The sequence below is a fragment of the Pseudomonas tensinigenes genome (genome assembly GCF_014268445.2).
Taxonomy (GTDB): domain Bacteria; phylum Pseudomonadota; class Gammaproteobacteria; order Pseudomonadales; family Pseudomonadaceae; genus Aquipseudomonas; species Aquipseudomonas tensinigenes.
On sequence record NZ_CP077089.1, the window covers coordinates 2,490,799 to 2,508,075 of the forward strand.

The following is a 17,277-nucleotide window of genomic DNA, read 5'->3' on the forward strand; positions in this document are numbered from 1 at the left end:
TTCTTTAGTCAAATTTTTGTAACTGGTTGTTTGCTGCGAGCGCAGAAACCTTTAAAGTTAACCTTTCGGTCAGCTTTGCACTGTCAACACGCCCTTTGTTTCGCCAAAGAGGGCTTCTGCAAGACTCGAGATTCCCCAGTAGATAACCAGAAGGGCGGACACATAACCGCCCAGAGGATGATCCATGTCCAACCGTGAAATATCCCGGCGCTCGTTCCTCCAGGGCGGCCTGGTGGCGGGTGTGAGCGTCACGCTCACGCCGCTCAGCAGTCAGGCGCTGGCTGCCTTGATGGAAAACAGCGTCACCGTGCCGTCCGAGAAATGGCTCGGCAATAACGGCAAGGCGCGTCAGCGTAACGACGCACTGTCCAAGGTCTGCGGCAGCAAAGTCTTTGCCCGCGACATCCGCTCCAAGGACATGCCGGGCTGGCCTGAACAGCAAGGCCACGCCATGCTGCTGAAAACCATCAAGGCTGATCGCATCTACGCCGGTTACGACCTGTCGTGGCTCGGCGCCGATTTGCAGCCGGACCGCATCGTCACCGCCGCGGATCTGGACAAGGACGGCATCGTCTTCCCGGAAGAACACGCGCCGGATCCACTGCTGCCAGAAGGCAAAGTGCCGATGTTCATCGGTCACCCGGTGGCGATCCTGATCTGGAATGACTTCGAGCGTTTCCGTCAGGCCAAGAACAAACTCAAATTCAATGACAAAGCGATTCGTTACGGTGCCCAAGTGCCGTTCTACGAAGGCGACCCCTACGGCAGCTTCCGTTATGTGCGCGTTGGCGGCGCGACCTCGGCTGATGAAGATGAGTTCGCCAGCCTGAAGGACTCGATCCTGTTCCCGATGCTGAAGAACCGTCGTCCGGTGTGGAATTCCCAGCCGAACCTGCACGGCAACCTGACCGAGCGCGGCCTGTTCTACGCCGACCGCATGAAGAACGAGATCGACACGCCGCCGGACAACTGGCTGGTGTTCGACGAGCGCTACAAGACCCCGTCGATCGAGCCGGCTGCCATGGAGCCGGACAACGGCAACGGCTGGTACGACCCGAAAACCAAAACCCTGCACTTCGTGGTAGCGACCCAGTGCCCGTTGGAAGCGGCGACCGAGACCGCAAAGATGATCGCGCCCTCGCGCTTCGGCCTCGACAACCTGAACATGCACCCGGGCTACACCGTCGGTTACGGTTCCAAAGACCACAACATCTTCGTCTACTACGCAGCCCTGGCCGCGCTATACGGCGCCGGTGTGCCTGTGCGCTTGGCCAACGACCGCTACGAGCAGTTCCAGAGCGGCATCAAGCGTCACCCGTTTGACATCCGCTACCAGTTGGCGGTGGACAAGAACGACTACACCTTCAAGATTTTCCGCGCGGAAATGAGCGTCGACGGTGGTGGCCGAATCAACTACAGCCCATCCGTAGCGGCAGTGGGCGCCACGGCGGCGCAGTCGATCTACTACATGCCGCAGAACGACCTGCAAGTCACCGCTTACCACTCGCGTGGCGTTGAGGCCGGTTCGATGCGCGGTTACGGCACTCTGCAAAGCATGGCGGCGACCGAAATGATGGTCGACGAAATCGCCAATCGCCTTGGTGTCGATGCCATCGACCTCCGTCGCAAGAACGCCCTGCGCTCGGGCATGAAAAACACCCAAGGCGCGATCCCGGCCGGTGCCTTGCGCCTGCACGAGATCCTCGACAAGGCCTCGGTGCACGAAGTCTGGAAAAACCGCGACGCGATCAAGAAACAGCGCGAAGCCGCAGACCCGGATAACTGGTACGGCGTCGGTTTCGCCATCTGCCAGAAAGACTTCGGCACCGGTTCCGAAGCGCCGATGGCAAGCATTGAATTCACTGCCGACGGTCGCATTACCCTGCGCCATATCGGCATTGAAATCGGCACCGGCATGTCCACCTCGCAAGCCCTGGTCGTGGCCGATTTCCTCGGCAGCCCGGCGCACGAAGTGAAAACCGGCGAAACCGAGTGGAAGGAAATGCAACTGATCACCGGTGGCAACCCTTACATCATGAGCCAGGCCGAGCAGGACAACCTGCTGCGCAATCCGCGTTGGGTCGGCAAACTGGCCTCGGCCTCGTCGGCGACCAACTCGGCGTACTACTTCAGTCACGCTACCCGTGAAGCAGCGCGCGTGCTGTTCAACAACGGTTTGTGGCCGGCGGCCATGGAAATCTGGCGTCAGGGTCCTTACGGCGGTCAAGCCAACCCTTACGTCGTGCGTCGCGAAGATGCGCACTGGGTCGACGGCAAACTCACGGCCAACGGCATGCAGCCGTTGACCTTCGAAGAGCTGGCCAAACACGCTCACGAGCGTGGTCTGGTGACTGGCGCCACCGTTCACGCGTTCAACCGCTGGAGCTGGGCCGAAGCCGAATACAGCATCGACGGCGTGCGCGAGCGCCTGCCGCTCGATGGTCTCGCCGTGAAATACGGTGACGGCGCGCCGAAAGCCAAGAAAGCGTTGATGGCCACGTCTGGTTTCCATCTCTTGGATCGCCAGAACATCAATTACCCGGTTGTGCAGTTGAACAACGCTGCCGTGACTTACTACAGCCCGGTCGCGACGCTGGTCGAACTGAAGGTCAACAAGGGTTCTGCTGAAGTCGAAGTGCTCAACCACCATTCGTGGGTCGAGTGCGGTCGTGTGTTGGTCGAAGAACTGGTCAAGGGCCAGCTCGAAGGCGGTATCGCCATGGGCATCGGCCACGCCTTGATGGAAGAGATGCCACTGTACGAAGGCGGGCCGGGGGAGGGTGACTGGAACTTCAACCGTTACCGTCTGCCGATGGCGCGTCACGTTGCCGTGTGGAAGCAGACGTCGGAGATTCTGCCGGCGCTGTCGCCAAGTGATCCGTCGAAAGGCATCGCCGAAGTGGTGATGATCCCGGTTGTCGGGGCCATCGGTAACGCCGTGGCCCACGCCATCGGTAAACGTGTTCGCGATCTGCCAATCACTGCTGCGCGCATCAAGGAGGCCCTCAATGGCTAACCGTCCGCTTCAACTGACCCTCAATGGTCAATCCGTCGGCCCGGTGGACATCCCTGATGACCTGCCGATGATCGACTACCTGCACGAATACAAAAACCTCACCGGCTCGCGTCTGGGCTGCGGTCAGGGTATCTGCCACGCCTGTGTGGTGATCGTCGACAACCCGGACGGCACCAGCGAAGAAGTGCGCACCTGCATCACCGGCGCGCATTACTTCGAAGGCAAGAAAGTCCGCACCATCGAAGCTCACGCCAAGCGTGATGAGGCGGGCCAGGTCACCGAACTGAACCCGATCCAGCAGCGCTTCGTCGATGAGTTCGCGTTCCAGTGCAGCTACTGCGCGCCGGGCTTCGTCAACGCCGCGACCGTGCTGGTCGAGAAGCTGCAGCGCCAGCCGATCGTGCAGAGCAAGCTCGAACAAGTCATCGAGGACAGCCTCGGCCACCACGTCTGCCGTTGCACCGGGTACGTGCGTTATTACAACGCCACCCGCAACGTCCTGACCGATCTCGGCCTGGTCAAGGAGGGTTAAGCATGAAGCTTTTTCTGACCCGCCTGACCCTGGCGGTCGGCCTCGCTGCGCCGGTGTTGTTTGCCCACGCCGATGATCAGGTCAAGCGCGGCGAATACCTCGCCCGCGCCGCTGACTGCATGGCTTGCCACACCGCAGCGGGCGGCGCGCCGTTTGCCGGTGGTCTGCCGATCGTCTCGCCGTTCGGCACGATCTATGGCACCAATATCACCCCGAGCAAGGATCACGGCATCGGTTTGTACAACGATGACGAGTTCTTTGTTGCGCTGACCGAAGGCAAGCGTCGCGATGGCGCGAACCTGTATCCGGCGATGCCGTACACCTCGTATCACCTGATGCCGCGTGCAGATTCGGATGCGATCCATGCCTACCTGAAAACCATCGAACCGATCGAGCGTGCAGCCCCGGTCACCAGTCTGAGCTTTCCGTTCAACGTGCGTCCGGGCCTGATCGGCTGGAACATGATGTACGGCAAAGCGCTGAAGCTGGAGTCGGCCGAAGGCAAAAGTGAAGCCTGGAAGCGCGGCCAGTACATGGTCGAAGTCCTTGGTCACTGCGGCGAATGCCACACCCCGCGCGGTCTGCCGGGTGCGATGCAGTTGGATAAGCGCCTGACCGGCGGCATCCTCAATGGCTACCTAGCGCCGAGCCTGCTGGCCACTGATCTGGCCGCGCGCGGCTGGAACGAGCAGGATCTGGCCACGTTCCTCAAGCACGGCATGAGCGCGCAGGGGACGATGTTCAACGAGATGTTCCCGGTGTTCCACAACAGCACTCAGGGTCTGAGCGATGCGGATCTGGCGGCGATGGCGACATTCCTGCTCGGCGACAAACCGCCGGCTGCCAAAGCACTTGTTGAAGTGCCGGTAGAACAGCTCCGCGCCAGTGCCCAGCGCGGCCGTCAGGAATATCTGAACGTCTGCGCCGGCTGTCACGCGGTCGGTGGCGAAGGCAAACCGCATATCGCGGTGGCCATGCGCGGCAACACCACGCTGCGCCTGGAAGATCCGCGCAATCTTTTGCGGGTGATCGAGGACGGTATCGGCGAGCAGAAGTTCTCCGGCTTCGAGCACATGCAACCGATGCCGGGTTTCGCCGACAAGCTCAGTCCTGAACAGCTGACCGATCTGCTCAACTACCTGCGTCAAGGTTGGGGTGGTCAATCCGCCGAGCTGGCAGTGAGCGAAGTGCAAAAGCTGAAAGACGACGCACCGTCCATCGAGCACAAGGCGCACTGACATGCAGCATCTCGATCTACAAGTGCTGCGCCGCGCGCTGGAGTGGTCGGTGGCGGGGCAGCGCATCTGGCTCTGCACCGTGCTGACCACCTACGGTTCGGCACCGCGTGCGCCGGGTTCGCTGCTGGCGGTGAATGACGGCGGACAGTGGATCGGCTCGCTGTCGGGTGGCTGCGTCGAGGAAGATTTCCTTGAGCGCGTCGCCGAAGGTGCGTTTCTCGATGCGGTCAATGTCGTGCGTTACGGCGAAGGCGACGATCCGCGCTCGCGGGTCAGTCTGCCTTGTGGCGGCATTCTCGATGTGCTGGTAGAGAAATTTGACGCTGACTGCGAGGTGCAGGCGCATCTGCGTGAATTGGAGTCGGCGCTGCTCGGTCAGTGCCGCTTGATTCGCGAGGTCGATCTGGCCAGCGGCGCGCGCAGTCTGTTCGCTGATCGCGAGCAGGGTGCGCGGATCGAGCGCGAGATTGATCGGGTGCGGATTCGCGTTGGTGCGGCGCAGCGTTTATTGCTCGCTGGGTATTCCAGTGTGGCGCTGGCGTGTGCCGAGTTTGCTGTCGGCCTCGGGTTTGAGGTGATTCTCTGTGATCCGCGCGATGAGGTGCTTGAAGGCGTGGTGCTGGATGGTGTGGAGATTCGCCGGCAATTGCCGTCGGTGTTTATTGCTGACGGTGGCTGTCATCGTGATACGGCGGTCGTAGCGCTCACTCACGATCCGCGCATCGACGACCTGGCGATGATGGAAGCGGTGCGCACTGAGGCGTTCTACATCGGCGTGATGGGCTCGCAGCAGACTTCGCAGAAGCGCTTTGAGCGGTTACGTCGGATTGGCGGGCTGGGGGAGAACGAGTTGGCGCGGATTCATGCGCCGATCGGGCTTAACCTCGGCAGCAAGACGCCAGCGGAAATTGCCTTGGCGGTGCTGGCTGATATCCTGCGGATCCGTAGCGGGATTGCTCGGGATCAACTGTGAGACCGTTCAGTGTTGAAATCAAAAGGGCCGCTGTTCAGCGGCCCTTTTTTACATCCCGAATTTGTCGCGCAAGCCGTAATACCAGGCACCTAACGCAGCAAATGGCGTACGCAGCAGCTGTCCGCCGGGGAACGGGTAGTGCGGCAAGTCGGCAAACGCATCGAAGCGCTCAGCCTGACCGCGCAGCGCCTCAGCCAGCACCTTGCCTGCCAGATGCGTGTAAGTCACACCATGGCCGCTGCAACCCTGCGAGTAATAAATGTTGTCGCCCAAACGGCCGACTTGCGGCAAACGCGACAGGGTCAGCAGGAAATTTCCGGTCCAGGCGTAGTCGATCTTCACATCCTTGAGCTGCGGGAACGCCTTGAGCATTTTCGGACGAATGATCGCTTCGATGTTCGCCGGATCGCGCGCGCCATACACCACTCCACCGCCGAAGATCAGGCGCTTGTCACCCGTGAGACGGTAGTAGTCGAGCAGGTAATTGCAGTCTTCAACGCAGTAATCCTGTGGCAGCAAGGCTTTCGCCTGCTCGTCTCCCAGCGGTTCGGTGGTGATCACTTGCGTGCCGCATGGCATCGATTTGGCCGCCAGTTCCGGTACCAGGTTGCCGAGATAGGCATTGCCGGCGACGATGATGAACTTGGCCCTGACCTTGCCTTGCGGCGTATGCACCACCGGGTTGGCGCCGCGCTCGATGCGCACGGCAGGCGATTGCTCATAGATGGTGCCGCCGAGGGACTCGACCGCCGCCGCTTCACCCAGCGCAAGGTTCAGCGGGTGGATGTGCCCACCGCTCATGTCGAGCATGCCGCCGACGTACTGATCGCACGCAACCACTTCGCGAATGCGGCGCTGATCGAGCAGTTCCAGTTGCGTATGACCGAAGCGCTCCCAAAGCCGCTTCTGCGATTCCAGGTGGACCATCTGCTTGGCCGTCAGCGCGGCGAACACGCCGCCGTCCTTCAGGTCGCACTGAATATTGTACTTGGCCACGCGCTCGCGAATGATCCGGCCGCCTTCGAACGCCATCTGCCCGAGCAGTTGCGCTTGCTTGGGGCCGACGCTGCGCTCGATCACGTCGATGTCGCGGCTATAGCTGTTAACGATCTGCCCGCCATTACGCCCGGAAGCGCCGAAACCGACCTTGGCCGCTTCCAGTACGGTGACGCGAAAACCGTTTTCCAGCAGAAACAGGGCGGAGGACAATCCGGTATACCCGGCGCCGATCACACAGACGTCCGTCTCCACATCATCCTGCAAGGCAGGGCGAGGCGGTACGGCATTGGCCGACGCAGCGTAATAGGACTCTGGGTAAAGGGTGTTCGCCATCCTGCAGCCTCTGTTTAATATATTTTACGAGTGCGTCGATCCTACCCGAGTTGAAAAACCTCCGCCAGCCACCGGAAAATCTTCGTCGGAGCCGCGAAATTAAATATTTTGCATATTCATAGGGTTAGGTGAAAAAAAGGTGTTGACACCCCTCCGGAATTCCGTAGAATGCCGCCTCACAGCAGGCACGTAGCTCAGTTGGTTAGAGCACCACCTTGACATGGTGGGGGTCGTTGGTTCGAGTCCAATCGCGCCTACCAAACAAAATCCGCTCTGCTGGGCGGTCTAGAAGGGCTCACCGAAAGGTGGGCCCTTTTTTGTTGTCTGCGATTTGCAATACTTTTGCAAACCCTCCTCAGGGCGCCAGCTGGACTTCGCGTTTAGTCGATCTCAGGGCATTCGAAATTCCATGCGAGGCCTGTTGATCCACTGCGAGTCGTGCTTCACCGTTTAGCAGTCCTTGCTGAATGGCGTGCGCAAGTCTTCGTCGTGCGCCCGCCTGCGATCGAATTTCTGCATCGTCGGGTCAGGCAGTGGGCTGGCGATTCACCGCTCGTCGCCAGCGTCCTTTGAAAAAGTGTGGATATTGAACAGGTTACGAGTGTTACTAACCAGCCGGTTATCAAAAAAACGTTGTTACTGTTCGTGGAATTAAGTAACATTCGCCCCGCGTTCACCACCACGGTTTATGCATTTTTAAATCCCAAGCTTCCATCAGCTGCTTGGGATTTTTTTTGCCTGCGATTTGGTTTTGCCGCTTCATTTTCCTCTCGAGGCTTAGTAATTGCCGGGCGATATCTCGCAGGCAAATCGCTACTTTTTCGACTACTACTGACTGGCCGATTTTCAACTCTTTCTGATGGGGTGTATCGATGCTGGTTCACTGGTTTCTAGCAGCTATTCATCTACTGGCTTTTGCCCTGGGCTTTTGGGCGGTTCTGACGCGAGGAACGGCATTCAGTCGCCTCGCTGCTGGTGCAGGTGAGACCAAGCGCGTTTTGCTGGCTGATAACCTATGGGGTATCTCTGCGTTGATTCTGCTGGTGACAGGCGCGATGCGGGCTTTTGCCGGCTTTGAAAAAGGCACTGACTATTATCTTCATCAGCCGCTGTTTCATCTGAAGATGACGCTGTTTGTGCTGATCCTGATTGTAGAGCTCGCCCCGATGATCACGTTGATCAAGTGGCGGATCGCGTCCGCACGCGGTGCAGCAATCGATACCGGGCGCGCCAAGCTGTACGCGCGAATCAGTCATGTCGAGGCGTTGTTGCTGGTACTGATGATGGTGGCGGCCACGGGCATGGCGCGTGGCGTGACATTCAGTTAGAGGGCGAATTCTCTGCGCTCTATCGGAAACGTCCGACAGCCAGCCAGGGGGATGGCAGGTAGTATCCGGCAGCAAGAGGGGATGCGTGAAAGGGGGGGAGTGTGTCAGGCGCCGTGCCCAGCGGAGTGGGGAGCGGATGGCAAAACGGCGCGTGAATCTCTAGCCAGTCATTCCACAAGGTAAACGGACTGGCTACTGACTGCGATTTGGCTCAGGGAGTTTGTGGCTTGTCCGGGGCGGTCAGGCCAGCCTGAATGCGCTGGTAAATCTCTTCACGGTGCACTGCAACGTTTTTCGGAGCGTTGATGCCAATGCGGACCTGTTGGCCGCTTACGCCCAGAATGGTGATAGTGATGTCATCACCGATGTTTATGCTTTCACCGACTTTGCGGGTGAGTATCAGCATGGTCTTCTCCTTGATTGCTTTGTAGGGCACCTGATTCAGACAGTGCAGAGGTCGGTGGTACGTATAGATTAGTGCGAAGTCTCACGGTTTGGGTGCCTCTTTCTGACGCGCAGAAGCGGCATTAATTCCCAGGGCGTAACTATACAGAGGCTGCAACCATCAATCTCGTTGTTTTGTGCCCATTTTGCGGGCCTCGCGAAGTATTTATGAATGATAAGATCGCGGCTTTGAGAATTTCGAGGAAAGCGTTGTGCGCAAATTGGTTTGGTTGGTCGCGGCACTGGTATTGACTGGGTGTGGTGAAGGCAAGAATGCAGACGCAGCAAAACCACAATCGGCTGTAGTGACGGCGCCGGCTGCGGCTGCAGCACCACAATGGGATCTCGAAGTGCGCGGCGAAACCCCGCAGGCTGTCAGCGACCTGAGCGGCTGGTTGATCGAGCACGCTTTCGTACCTACGGTGATCAAGGACAGCAGTGGCAAAACACGAATTCTGATTGGTCCTTTCAACTCGCAAGCCGAAGCTGAAGCCCGAAAAGTACAAGTGGATGCTGCTCTGGTGAAAGCCAAGAAGCAGAATATTGAATCGGTGGTGATCGAGCACCCGCTCACGCCGTAAGCGCTGCGTTTCAGCGGAGCAACCTAAAGGACCTCGGATGTGGCTCGTCTTATACGAGTCAGTCACGATTTTCCGAAGGAGCTCCGCATGGCCTCCGCCAATCCTTACAAGCTGTTCGACGTCATCCTGCATCGCAAAACCTTACTCAGCCCGCACATGATGCGGATCACGCTGGCCAGTCCTGCTGTTAAAGAAATGGCCACCTGGGCGCCGGATCAAAGGGTGAAACTGTTTTTTCCTGCGGCTGATGGTTCGCCTGCCAGGCTTGCTCAGGGCGAGGGTTGGTACGCCCGCTTCAAGGCAATGATTGCCGATCGGCGTCCGGCGATGCGCACCTACACCATTCGCCATTTGCGGGCCGAACAAGGCGAAGTGGATATTGATTTTGTTCTGCACGGTGAAACCGGACCGGCTTCGCGGTGGGCGCTTCGGGCGCAGCCCGGTGATTCGATGCAGATTCTCGCTCCGGATCGCCGCTTTTCAGCACAGGACGCCGGCGGATTCGAATGGAAGCCGCCGCAGTCTCTCAAGCAGGTTCTGTTGGTCGCCGACGGCACGGCGCTACCGGCGGCCATGGGCATTCTCGATGAGTTGGCCGCTATGGCCGAGCCACCCCTGACGCAGGCGTTTTTCGAAGTCGACAGTGTCGAGGATATGCTGGCAGTTCCCGATTGGGCCGGGCTGACGGTGCAGTGGTTGATCCGGGACCAGGCCAGCGCCGGTACGTTGATGGTGGCGGCGGTGCAGAAAGCGGTTCCCCCCATTCATGCCTCATCCATCGGCCAGGCTGTCGAGTTGGCCGAGGTCGATATCGACAAAGAGATTCTTTGGGAAATAGCCGAGACAGCCAGTGAAGGTTTCTATGGCTGGATCGCTGGAGAAAGCGCCGCAGTGATGAGCCTGCGCAGGTACCTGGTCAAAGAATGCGGAATCGCGCGGGAGTCGCTCAACCTGATGGGCTATTGGCGTTACAACAAGGCGGGCAGCTAGCCACAAAAAAGGCCTCGGACATGACGTTCGAGGCCTTTTTTCCAGTGGTTGATCAGCCGCAGGCTTTCATGTTCACCGGGCCGACAAATTCATTGCCGCGTCCCATCACGCACGCCACGCTTTGATTACGCTGACGCTCCCAGTCCTGCACCGGGTAAGTCTTGTCCCAGGCCTCGTACAATTGTCGATCCTGCTTCGACAGGCGCAAGCCGTATTGCTTGCTCATGTAGAAGTAAGTGCGGGCGATCATGCCGCGAATCGACGGGCGAGGCATGACCTTCTTCGCCTTGAAGTCGACCTGGGTCAGGCACGAGCCATACTGCCCGGATTGCACCGGCAGCCAGCCGTAGCTGAAGTTGCTGCGGTCTCCGTTGACCTCGCCAATACTTGGCACCAGGTTATGCAGATCGGCTTCAGCTTTCTGATAGCTTGGGTCGTAACGCGTGCAGTTCTTGCGTCCACCTTCCTGCCAGCACTGACGCTGATGGCCGAACTGCCAGGCCGGCACGATGTGTTCCCATTCAATGCGTGATGCACGCTTGGCATTCTTGCGCGGTACGTAACCGCAAGCCTTCAGGTCAACCTTGTTGCCGGTGTACTTGCACCCGCAATAAAACTCTGTGGACTGTGGTGCATACAGCTTCCAGGCGACCTTCTTGGCTTCGGTAAAGGTGCGGGGCGCGCCAGCCTGAGCACCCACGGCGATGAACAAAAGCAGCAAAGCAAAACAGCGGACACTCATTGAATCAATCTTCCTTCGGTACAACCCAAAAAATCTGCACGCCACCGTCGTCGCGATAGGCGAGGGTAACGTTGTCGTTCTCGTCGATTTCCTCGAGCAGGCGTTCCCATTCGTCCATCGGCTCGTCCGGCAGACGGAAGATCAGTGCGGCTTTGGCTTTTTGGGCAGTGGGGGAGTTGATGATTTTCTGAACGCGCATGCCCATGCGTTCGTAAGCGTCAGGAGCATCTGGGGAGGTGGCCACGAGGTTATCCTTATTAAGCTGTACGTGCATACAGTATTTAACTGTAAGCATTTTCGCAACTGCTTAAAATTCAAGAAAATCCTCTGACAGCGGTTTTCCGATTTTGGTGTAGGTCGTGTCGAATTTTTTGTGGGAAAAGTGCGAGAGCGTTGTGAGCGATGCACCACCCGCCCGACAGGCGAATGGCGCAGGGTGCCCAATCAAGAATTGATTGGGCGAAGGTCCATCAATATTCCCAGAACATCCGTTGCAGCTCTTTGCTGTCATTGGTTTTGGTCAAAGCGACCATTGCCAGGATGCGGGCTTTCTGCGGGTTCAGGTCGTGAGCGACAACCCAGTCGTATTTGTCGTCAGGCTGCTCGGCGTTACGCAGAACGAAGCCGCCAGCGTTGACGTGGGACGAACGAATGATTTGCACGCCATCCTTGCGCAGTGCTTGCAGAGCTGGCACCACGCGGGAGGATACCGAGCCGTTGCCAGTACCGGCATGGATGATGGCCTTGGCGCCGGATTGGGCGAGAGCCTTGTAGGCAGTATCGCTGACGTTGCCGTAGGAATAAGCGATTTCTACGTCAGGAAGACTCTTGATGTTTTTGATGTCGAATTCCGAATCCATGGTGTGACGCTTGGCTGGCAAGCGGAACCAGTAGGATTTGCCTTCAACCACCATGCCCAGTGGGCCCCAGGCACTTTTGAACGCCTCGGTCTTGATGTTGATCATTTTGCTGACGTCGCGACCGGACTGGATTTCATCGTTCATGGTCACCAGTACGCCTTTGCCGTGTGCTTCTTTGCTGCTGGCCACGGCCACGGCGTTGTACAGGTTGAGCATGCCATCGGCGGACATGGCGGTGCCCGGACGCATCGAGCCGACCACGATGATCGGTTTGTCAGTTTTTTCCACCAGATTGAGGAAGTAAGCGGTTTCCTCCAGGGTGTCGGTGCCGTGGGTGATGACGATGCCGTCGACGTCTTTGCTATCAGCCAGTTCGGCCACGCGACGACCCAGTTGCAGCAGGTTTTCGTTGGTGATGCTTTCCGAGGCAATCTGCATGACTTGTTCGCCACGCACGTTCGCCAGTTTGCTCAGTTCGGGAATGCCGGCGATCAATTGTTCGACGCCGACCTTGGCCGCCTGATAGGTGGCGCTGTTGGCGGCGCTCGCGCCAGCACCGGCAATGGTGCCGCCCGTAGCAAGTACCACGACGTTAGCGAGCTTGGTCTGGGTCTCGACTTCTTTCGCCTGAAGGGCGGTGGGCAGGAGCAGGAGAAGGGCCAAAGCGCCCGGAACCAAAGTGTTGAAAGCAGATTTCATTATTTTTCTCTCTAGTAGTGAGACGGTGCTGATGCAGGTTCATCTAGATGCACCCCAAGCCGATCTGGATGCCCGGAGTACGGTGAAGGGAGCAGGATCTGTACCAGCCGTACTTTGCGTCAGAGAAATGTTTAACTTGATGATTTAAATCAAGATTTTATGAGTCGGCAAATCTTGGATTGAATCGTTCATCCGGGTTTCCGAACAGTCGGCGCTTTCGTGTTCGGCTCTCCGAAAAGGACTACTGCTTTTGTCGGGTGTTTCGAGTTGCCGGTTTCGGTTTTTCTGCTAAAGAAACCCTCGCGCGGGCCGATGGGTGTTCAAGGAAACTAAAATGTAGGGAGTTCACATGTCACTGACGGTCGGTTTTTCAAATCCCGGGGCAGTCACCATCGGCGGCAAAACGGCGGCGACGATCAATGCCTTGAGCGAGGCGGAAGCGGATGCTTCAACCGAGGCGCTGGGCACTGAGAAAGATGAGAGCAATCAGGTCAGAACCGGTGGTGCTGCGCCAGAAGACAGCAAGGCTGAAAGCGGCAGTAACCTGAGCGTTACCGTCAAGATGCTGCTCAAGCGCATGCAGGAATTGCAGAAGCAACTTCAGGAGCAGCAACAGCAACTGGCTGCGGCACAAGCTGAAACCTATCCGACGCCCGAGGCGAAATCACAGGCGGTCATGTCCATTCAGGGGCAGATCGCGCAAACCAGCGCCGCGATGGCAGAAGTGGCGGGTGCATTGGTCAAGGAAATGTCCAAGAGTTCCACCAGCGGGAATTTGGTCAGTACCACTGCATAAGCAGCGAAGGGGCGAGTCGGACGATTCGCCCTACAACAAATGACGATTTCTGATTGTTGACAAATGTCGGCGGGATTCGCATAGTTCGGTCTACGCAAACGTTTGCGCGGCTCTCCCCGCATTGTATGGCCCGGAAGAGAGCGATGTAGCTTACGCCAGCGCAAACGTTGCTCACAATAATCATAAGATCGGAGTGAACCCATGAAGCTGCCATTCGCTGGACGTCTTCTTGCTGTCGCTATGCTGGCTGCCACAGCCGCCGCACTACCTGTCTCCTCGGCATTCGCCGAATCCGCCGAAAAACCCAAAGTCGCGCTGGTCATGAAGTCTCTGGCCAACGAATTCTTCCTGACCATGGAAGATGGCGCCAAGGCCTACCAGAAAGAACACTCCGCCGATTTCGACCTGATCTCCAACGGCATCAAGGATGAAACCGATACGGCCGGCCAGACCCGCATCGTCGAGCAAATGATCCTCGCCAAGGTCAATGCACTGGTGATCGCGCCTTCCGATTCCAAGGCCATGGTGCCGGTGATCAAGAAAGCTGTCGATGCCGGCATCACCGTGATCAACATCGACAACCAGCTCGATCCGGCCATCGTCAAAAGCAAAAACATCAGCGTGCCCTTCGTAGGCCCGGACAACCGCAAGGGTGCGCGTCTGGTCGGTGAATATCTGGCCAAGCAGCTCAAGGCCGGTGACGAAGTCGGCATCATTGAAGGCGTGTCCACGACCACTAATGCCCAGCAGCGCACCGCTGGCTTCAAGGATGCGATGGACGCTGCGCAGATCAAGATCGTTTCCCTGCAATCCGGTGATTGGGAAATCGACAAGGGCAACAAGGTTGCTGCGTCGATCCTCAGCGAATACCCGGATGTCAAAGCGCTGCTGGCCGGCAACGACAGCATGGCTGTAGGTGCTGTCTCCGCCGTGCGCGCCGCGGGCAAGGCCGGTCAGGTCCAAGTGGTTGGTTATGACAACATCAATGCCATTAAGCCCATGTTGAAGGACGGTCGCGTGTTGGCCACGGCTGACCAGTTCGCTGCCAAGCAAGCTGTGTTCGGCATCGAAACCGCGCTGAAAATCATCAAGGGCGAGAAAGTCGACAGCGGCGCCAACGGCGTGATCGAAACACCGGTCGAGCTGGTCACCAAGTAAGTCTTCTGGCGACACAACGGCGCTCGTCCGTCCGGGCGAGCGCATGGAGAGTTTTTTATGTCAGTTTCCGCCCCGAACGCTGTCCTCTCGGTCAGCGGTATCGGTAAGACCTATGCGCAACCGGTGCTCACCGGCATCGATCTGACGCTGATGCGCGGTGAAGTACTGGCGCTGACCGGCGAGAATGGTGCCGGCAAAAGTACCCTGTCGAAGATCATTGGCGGACTGGTCACCCCGACCACCGGCCAGATGCAATTCCACGGCAAGGACTATCGACCGGGCAGTCGCACCCAGGCTGAAGAACTGGGCGTGCGCATGGTCATGCAAGAACTCAATCTGTTGCCGACATTGTCGGTCGCGGAAAACCTGTTTCTCGACAATCTGCCAAGCAACGGCGGCTGGATCAGTCGCAAGCAACTGCGCAAAGCCGCGATCGAAGCCATGGCGCAGGTCGGTCTCGACGCGATCGATCCGGATACGCTGGTCGGCGAGTTGGGTATCGGGCATCAGCAGATGGTCGAAATCGCCCGTAACCTGATCGGCGATTGCCATGTGCTGATCCTCGACGAACCGACCGCGATGCTCACCGCGCGAGAAGTCGAAATGCTCTTTGAGCAGATCACCCGATTGCAGGCGCGCGGCGTCTCGATCATCTACATTTCCCACCGTCTCGAAGAGCTCGCCCGTGTGGCACAGCGGATTGCCGTGCTGCGTGACGGCAATCTGGTCTGCGTCGAGCCGATGGCCAATTACAACAGCGAGCAACTGGTTACGCTGATGGTTGGTCGTGAACTGGGCGAACATATCGACATGGGCCCGCGCAAGATCGGTGCCCCGGCGCTGACTGTCACGGGTCTGACTCGCTCCGACAAAGTGCGCGATGTCTCCTTCGAAGTGCGTGCCGGCGAGATCTTCGGGATTTCCGGGCTGATCGGGGCAGGGCGCACAGAGCTGCTGCGACTGATCTTCGGTGCAGACGTTGCCGACAGCGGCAGCATTGCTCTCGGCTCGCCAGCGAAAGTCGTCAGTGTGCGCTCGCCAGTCGATGCCGTGCGCAACGGTATCGCGTTGATCACCGAGGACCGCAAGGGGGAAGGCCTGCTGCTCAGTCAGTCGATCAGCGCCAACATCGCCCTCGGCAACATGCCGGAGATTTCCAGTGGCGGTGTCGTCAACAACGGCGACGAGATCGCTCTGGCGCAGCGTCAGATCGACGCCATGCGCATCCGCAGTTCGAGTCCGACACAATTGGTTTCGGAATTGTCCGGCGGCAACCAGCAGAAAGTCGTGATCGGCCGCTGGCTGGAGCGCGACTGTTCGGTGCTGCTGTTCGACGAGCCGACCCGTGGCATCGACGTCGGCGCCAAGTTCGATATTTATGCCTTGCTCGGCGAACTGACGCGCCAGGGCAAAGCGCTGGTGGTGGTATCCAGTGACCTGCGTGAACTGATGCTGATCTGCGACCGCATCGGCGTGCTGTCGGCAGGGCGCTTGATCGACACCTTCGAGCGCGATAGCTGGACCCAGGATGATTTGCTTGCCGCCGCGTTCGCCGGCTACCAAAAACGTGATGCGTTGCTCAACGAAGCGGCGCCTAGGGATCTCCCATGAAAACTGCATCTCCTGCCGGCAAACGTAGTGGCAACTTCTATGGTCTGGGCACTTATCTGGGTCTGGCCGGTGCCTTGCTGGCGATGATTGCGCTGTTCTCGGTCTTGAGCAGCCACTTTCTGTCCTATAACACCTTCAGTACGCTGGCCAACCAGATTCCTGACCTGATGGTGCTTGCCGTCGGCATGACCTTCGTGTTGATCATCGGCGGCATCGACCTGTCGGTGGGCTCGGTACTGGCACTGGCCGCTTCGACGGTCAGCGTCGCCATTCTCGGTTGGGGTTGGGGCGTGTTGCCGTCAGCGTTGCTCGGCATGGCCGTGGCGGCACTTGCCGGTACCGTCACCGGTTCGATCACTGTTGCGTGGCGTATTCCATCGTTCATCGTCTCCCTGGGCGTGCTGGAAATGGCTCGGGGTCTGGCGTATCAGATGACCGGATCGCGCACGGCGTACATCGGTGATTCGTTTGCCTGGCTGTCGAACCCGATCGCGTTCGGCATCTCGCCGTCGTTCATCATTGCCTTGCTGGTGATCATCATTGCTCAAGCGGTTCTGACCCGTACCGTGTTTGGTCGCTACCTGATCGGCATCGGCACCAACGAAGAGGCGGTGCGTCTGGCGGGGATCAATCCGAAACCCTACAAGATTCTGGTGTTCAGCCTGATGGGCCTGCTGGCCGGTATCGCCGCGCTGTTTCAGATTTCCCGTCTGGAAGCCGCTGATCCGAATGCCGGTTCCGGTCTGGAGCTGCAAGTGATCGCCGCGGTGGTGATTGGCGGTACCAGCCTGATGGGCGGACGCGGTTCGGTGATCAGTACATTCTTTGGCGTATTGATTATCTCGGTACTGGCGGCGGGTCTGGCGCAGATCGGTGCAACCGAGCCGACCAAACGTATCATCACGGGCGCGGTCATCGTGATCGCGGTGGTGCTCGACACTTATCGCAGTCAGCGCGCCAGTCGCCGGGGCTAAGAG

Annotated in this window: 16 protein-coding genes and 1 tRNA gene; 12 read left to right on the top strand and 5 right to left on the bottom strand. The window is 58.6% G+C overall.

The window, feature by feature from the left end:
• The first annotated feature begins 184 nt into the window (after positions 1 to 184).
• The 4 genes from HU718_RS10875 to HU718_RS10890 are packed head-to-tail and all read left to right on the top strand — an operon-like array spanning position 185 to position 5,759.
• The gene (locus tag HU718_RS10875; protein ID WP_186613582.1) at positions 185 to 3,016 is read left to right on the top strand and encodes a xanthine dehydrogenase family protein molybdopterin-binding subunit; all 2,832 of its coding nucleotides are present in this window, start codon (positions 185 to 187) and stop codon (positions 3,014 to 3,016) included.
• Positions 3,009 to 3,548: a (2Fe-2S)-binding protein gene (locus tag HU718_RS10880; protein WP_077571933.1), complete on the top strand. Its 540-nt coding sequence runs from the start codon at positions 3,009 to 3,011 to the stop codon at positions 3,546 to 3,548. The genes HU718_RS10875 and HU718_RS10880 overlap by 8 nt, the downstream gene beginning before the upstream one ends.
• A gap of 2 nt (positions 3,549 to 3,550) precedes the next feature.
• Positions 3,551 to 4,786: a c-type cytochrome gene (locus HU718_RS10885; protein WP_186613580.1), complete on the top strand. Its 1,236-nt coding sequence runs from the start codon at positions 3,551 to 3,553 to the stop codon at positions 4,784 to 4,786.
• 1 nt (position 4,787) lies between these two features.
• Positions 4,788 to 5,759: an XdhC family protein gene (locus tag HU718_RS10890; protein ID WP_186613578.1), complete on the top strand. Its 972-nt coding sequence runs from the start codon at positions 4,788 to 4,790 to the stop codon at positions 5,757 to 5,759.
• A gap of 48 nt (positions 5,760 to 5,807) precedes the next feature.
• On the opposite strand, the gene HU718_RS10895 is transcribed toward HU718_RS10890, so the two are convergent.
• Complete coding sequence (locus tag HU718_RS10895; protein WP_150705712.1) at positions 5,808 to 7,091, bottom strand: NAD(P)/FAD-dependent oxidoreductase; 1,284 nt, start codon at positions 7,089 to 7,091, stop codon at positions 5,808 to 5,810.
• Positions 7,092 to 7,274: 183 nt separating this feature from the next.
• On the opposite strand from HU718_RS10895, the gene HU718_RS10900 reads away from it, so the two are divergent.
• Positions 7,275 to 7,351, top strand: a tRNA-Val gene (locus HU718_RS10900).
• 612 nt (positions 7,352 to 7,963) lie between these two features.
• Entirely contained in the window at positions 7,964 to 8,419 is a 456-nt protein-coding gene (locus HU718_RS10905; RefSeq protein WP_095123137.1) for a DUF2214 family protein, read from the top strand.
• A 211-nt stretch (positions 8,420 to 8,630) separates the two neighbouring features.
• Here HU718_RS10905 and csrA read toward each other — a convergent pair whose 3' ends face one another.
• Complete coding sequence (csrA, locus tag HU718_RS10910) at positions 8,631 to 8,825, bottom strand: carbon storage regulator CsrA (RefSeq protein ID WP_003179932.1); 195 nt, start codon at positions 8,823 to 8,825, stop codon at positions 8,631 to 8,633.
• 250 nt (positions 8,826 to 9,075) lie between these two features.
• Here csrA and HU718_RS10915 point away from each other — a divergent pair, with 250 nt between their 5' ends.
• Positions 9,076 to 9,444: an SPOR domain-containing protein gene (locus tag HU718_RS10915; RefSeq protein WP_186613576.1), complete on the top strand. Its 369-nt coding sequence runs from the start codon at positions 9,076 to 9,078 to the stop codon at positions 9,442 to 9,444.
• Positions 9,445 to 9,531: 87 nt separating this feature from the next.
• Positions 9,532 to 10,434, top strand: coding sequence for a siderophore-interacting protein (locus HU718_RS10920; protein WP_095123141.1), 903 nt, complete (start codon positions 9,532 to 9,534; stop codon positions 10,432 to 10,434).
• Between the two features lie 52 nt (positions 10,435 to 10,486).
• Here the strand turns inward: HU718_RS10920 and HU718_RS10925 are convergent, their stop codons facing one another.
• The 3 genes from HU718_RS10925 to HU718_RS10935 all read right to left on the bottom strand — a co-directional run bounded on the left by HU718_RS10925 (position 10,487) and on the right by HU718_RS10935 (position 12,735).
• Positions 10,487 to 11,176 (bottom strand): endonuclease, encoded by a 690-nt coding sequence (locus tag HU718_RS10925; RefSeq protein WP_077571941.1) that lies wholly within the window; start codon positions 11,174 to 11,176, stop codon positions 10,487 to 10,489.
• A 4-nt stretch (positions 11,177 to 11,180) separates the two neighbouring features.
• On the bottom strand, positions 11,181 to 11,450 hold the full coding sequence (locus tag HU718_RS10930) for a DUF1654 domain-containing protein (RefSeq protein ID WP_166219800.1): 270 nt from the start codon (positions 11,448 to 11,450) through the stop codon (positions 11,181 to 11,183).
• A 196-nt stretch (positions 11,451 to 11,646) separates the two neighbouring features.
• On the bottom strand, positions 11,647 to 12,735 hold the full coding sequence (locus tag HU718_RS10935; RefSeq protein WP_034152752.1) for an asparaginase: 1,089 nt from the start codon (positions 12,733 to 12,735) through the stop codon (positions 11,647 to 11,649).
• A 349-nt stretch (positions 12,736 to 13,084) separates the two neighbouring features.
• Between HU718_RS10935 and HU718_RS10940 the strand changes: the two genes are divergently transcribed.
• From HU718_RS10940 to HU718_RS10955, 4 genes are all read left to right on the top strand, one after another.
• Positions 13,085 to 13,531, top strand: a complete 447-nt coding sequence (locus tag HU718_RS10940) for a hypothetical protein (RefSeq protein ID WP_150705699.1) — start codon at positions 13,085 to 13,087, stop codon at positions 13,529 to 13,531.
• A 201-nt stretch (positions 13,532 to 13,732) separates the two neighbouring features.
• Positions 13,733 to 14,689 carry a sugar ABC transporter substrate-binding protein gene (locus HU718_RS10945; RefSeq protein WP_016984936.1) on the top strand — a complete coding sequence of 319 codons (957 nt, stop codon included), beginning with the start codon at positions 13,733 to 13,735 and terminating at the stop codon, positions 14,687 to 14,689.
• Between the two features lie 57 nt (positions 14,690 to 14,746).
• Positions 14,747 to 16,300 (top strand): sugar ABC transporter ATP-binding protein, encoded by a 1,554-nt coding sequence (locus HU718_RS10950; RefSeq protein ID WP_102901222.1) that lies wholly within the window; start codon positions 14,747 to 14,749, stop codon positions 16,298 to 16,300.
• Entirely contained in the window at positions 16,297 to 17,274 is a 978-nt protein-coding gene (locus tag HU718_RS10955; RefSeq protein WP_007913478.1) for an ABC transporter permease, read from the top strand. Before HU718_RS10950 ends, HU718_RS10955 begins: the two co-directional genes overlap by 4 nt.
• The last annotated feature ends 3 nt before the right edge of the window (positions 17,275 to 17,277 follow it).

Bases quoted from the DNA above. Each gene is read 5' to 3' on its own strand.
- HU718_RS10875 (WP_186613582.1), top strand. From the start codon at position 185: ATGTCCAACCGTGAAATATCCCGGCGCTCGTTCCTCCAGGGCGGCCTG.
- HU718_RS10880 (WP_077571933.1), top strand. From the start codon at position 3,009: ATGGCTAACCGTCCGCTTCAACTGACCCTCAATGGTCAATCCGTCGGC.
- HU718_RS10885 (WP_186613580.1), top strand. From the start codon at position 3,551: ATGAAGCTTTTTCTGACCCGCCTGACCCTGGCGGTCGGCCTCGCTGCG.
- HU718_RS10890 (WP_186613578.1), top strand. From the start codon at position 4,788: ATGCAGCATCTCGATCTACAAGTGCTGCGCCGCGCGCTGGAGTGGTCG.
- HU718_RS10895 (WP_150705712.1), bottom strand. From the start codon at position 7,091: ATGGCGAACACCCTTTACCCAGAGTCCTATTACGCTGCGTCGGCCAAT.
- HU718_RS10905 (WP_095123137.1), top strand. From the start codon at position 7,964: ATGCTGGTTCACTGGTTTCTAGCAGCTATTCATCTACTGGCTTTTGCC.
- csrA (WP_003179932.1), bottom strand. From the start codon at position 8,825: ATGCTGATACTCACCCGCAAAGTCGGTGAAAGCATAAACATCGGTGAT.
- HU718_RS10920 (WP_095123141.1), top strand. From the start codon at position 9,532: ATGGCCTCCGCCAATCCTTACAAGCTGTTCGACGTCATCCTGCATCGC.
- HU718_RS10925 (WP_077571941.1), bottom strand. From the start codon at position 11,176: ATGAGTGTCCGCTGTTTTGCTTTGCTGCTTTTGTTCATCGCCGTGGGT.
- HU718_RS10930 (WP_166219800.1), bottom strand. From the start codon at position 11,450: ATGCACGTACAGCTTAATAAGGATAACCTCGTGGCCACCTCCCCAGAT.
- HU718_RS10935 (WP_034152752.1), bottom strand. From the start codon at position 12,735: ATGAAATCTGCTTTCAACACTTTGGTTCCGGGCGCTTTGGCCCTTCTC.
- HU718_RS10940 (WP_150705699.1), top strand. From the start codon at position 13,085: ATGTCACTGACGGTCGGTTTTTCAAATCCCGGGGCAGTCACCATCGGC.
- HU718_RS10945 (WP_016984936.1), top strand. From the start codon at position 13,733: ATGAAGCTGCCATTCGCTGGACGTCTTCTTGCTGTCGCTATGCTGGCT.
- HU718_RS10950 (WP_102901222.1), top strand. From the start codon at position 14,747: ATGTCAGTTTCCGCCCCGAACGCTGTCCTCTCGGTCAGCGGTATCGGT.
- HU718_RS10955 (WP_007913478.1), top strand. From the start codon at position 16,297: ATGAAAACTGCATCTCCTGCCGGCAAACGTAGTGGCAACTTCTATGGT.